The organism is Kribbella sp. NPDC050470 (assembly GCF_044458365.1).
Lineage (GTDB): Bacteria > Actinomycetota > Actinomycetes > Propionibacteriales > Kribbellaceae > Kribbella.
In genome coordinates this window covers 1-2,202 of the sequence record NZ_JBITHV010000029.1, presented here as the reverse complement: position 1 = coordinate 2,202, position 2,202 = coordinate 1, and the positions used below count along the sequence as shown (strand labels likewise).

Below are 2,202 nucleotides of genomic sequence, written 5' to 3'. Positions count from 1 at the left end.
TGTCGACGGCAGCTGAAAACTGACCAGTGGGCGGCAACTGAAAATTGACCAGCTTCCCGGAGAGATCCTGGCTTGAACCGAGCCGGGGAGGGAGCAGGTGTTGAGCGTGGAGGACTGGGCGGAGATCCGGCGGTTGCGGGTGTCGGAGGGGGTATCGATCTCGGAGATCGCGCGGGTGTTGGCGGTCTCGAGGAACACGGTGAAGGCGGCGTTGGCCAGCGACGGGCCGCCGCGGTATCGCCGCAGGGCGGCGGGTTCGGTGGTGGATGGGTTCGAGCCACGGATCCGGGAGTTGTTGCAGGCGTTTCCCACGATGCCGGCGACGGTGATCGGCGAGCGGATCGGGTGGCCGTACTCGATCCGCACGTTGAGTGGGCGGGTGGCGGAGTTGCGGCCGGTGTATCTGCCGCCGGACCCGGCCAGCCGGACCAGCTATGCCGCCGGTGAGATCGCGCAGTGCGACTTCTGGTTTCCCGACATCGAGCTGCCGGTGGGATTCGGCCAGACCCGGACGGCGAAGCAGTTGCCGGTGCTGACGATGGTGACTGGCTATGCCCGGTGGGACTCGGCGGTGCTGATCCCGTCCCGTTACGCCGAGGACTTGTTCGCCGGCTGGTGGCAGCTGATCGCCGCGTTGGGCGCGGTCCCGCGGGTGCTGGTCTGGGACGGCGAGGGCGCGATCGGCAGGTGGCGCGGCCGCCGCAGCGAACTCACCGTCGAGTGTCAGGGGTTCCGCGGCACCCTGGCGGCCAAGGTGGTGATCTGCCGGCCCGCCGACCCCGAGGCCAAGGGGCTGGTCGAACGACTGCACGACTACCTGGAACGCTCCTTCCTGCCCGGCCGAACCTTCACCGGTCCCGGCGACTTCAACAACCAACTCCAAGGGTTCCTGGTCCGGGCGAACACCCGCCAGCACCGCGCACTGGGCTGCCGGCCGGCGGACCGGATCGAGGCCGACCGGGCCGCGATGCTCACCCTGCCGCCGGTCCCGCCCACAGTGGGGTGGCGGTCGTCGACCCGGCTGGCCCGGGATCACTACATCCGCCTCGACGGCAACGACTACTCCGTCCACCCCGGCGTGATCGGCCGCCGCATCGACATCTACGCCGACCTCGCCAAGGTGCAGGTGTTCTGCGACGGGCGCCAGGTCGCCGACCATGAACGGGTCTGGGCCAAACACCAAACCATCTCGGCTCCCGACCATCTCGCCGCGGCCCGGGCGTTGCGCCGCGACCGCCTGGAGATCCTGCGGCCCACCCGCGAGCCAGTAGTCGAGCAGCGGCAGCTGACCGACTACGACACCGCACTCGGTCTGACCGATGGTGGAGTGGCGTGATGGCCACCGCCCGCTCAGCGACCAGCCCAGGCAACCGTGATCTGACCGCCGAGGTCGCGTTCCTGACCCGCGCGTTGAAGGCACCCACCCTGCGCGAATCCGTGCCCCGGCTGGCCGACCGGGCCCGGGCCGAGTCGTGGTCGCACGAGGAGTTCCTGGTCGCCTGCCTGCAACGCGAGGTCGCCGCCCGGGAGTCTCACGGCGGCGAGGGCCGGATCCGCGCCGCCAGGTTCCCGGCCCGCAAGAGCATCGAGGAGTTCGACTTCGACCACGCCCGCGGACTGAAACGCGACACCATCGCCCACCTCGCCACGCTGGACTTCATCACCGCCAAGGACAACGTCGTGTTCCTCGGCCCACCCGGCACCGGCAAGACCCACCTGGCCACCGGGCTCGCGATCCGCGCCTGCCAAGCCGGCCACCGCGTCCAGTTCGCCACCGCCTCGCAATGGGTCGCCCGGCTCGCCGACGCACACACCACCGGCACCCTCCAAACCGAACTCGTCCGGCTCGGCCGCTACCCACTGCTCGTCGTCGACGAGGTCGGCTACATCCCGTTCGAACCCGAAGCCGCGAACCTGTTCTTCCAACTCGTCTCGTCCCGCTACGAACGCGCCAGCCTGATCGTCACCAGCAACAAACCCTTCGGCCGCTGGGGCGAAGTGTTCGGCGACGACGTCGTCGCCGCCGCGATGATCGACCGCCTCGTCCACCACGCCGAAGTCATCGCCCTCAAAGGCGACAGCTACCGCCTCAAAGACCGAAACCTCGGCCGCGTCCCCACCGCCCCGACCGACGAACCATGAACCAGAAGATGGTCAACATTCAGTTGCCGCAAGCTGGTCAGTTTTCGGCTGCCGTTGACA

General features: G+C 69.0%; 2 protein-coding genes. Both read left to right on the top strand.

The genetic code is table 11. The features are described 5' to 3' along the window. Positions 1–97 precede the first annotated feature (97 nt). The gene (gene istA, locus ACIBGM_RS45245; RefSeq protein WP_360539091.1) at positions 98–1,336 is read left to right on the top strand and encodes an IS21 family transposase; all 1,239 of its coding nucleotides are present in this window, start codon (positions 98–100) and stop codon (positions 1,334–1,336) included. Continuing rightward, positions 1,336–2,142, top strand: a complete 807-nt coding sequence (gene istB / locus ACIBGM_RS45240) for an IS21-like element helper ATPase IstB (protein WP_360539094.1) — start codon at positions 1,336–1,338, stop codon at positions 2,140–2,142. Before istA ends, istB begins: the two co-directional genes overlap by 1 nt. Positions 2,143–2,202 lie beyond the last annotated feature (60 nt).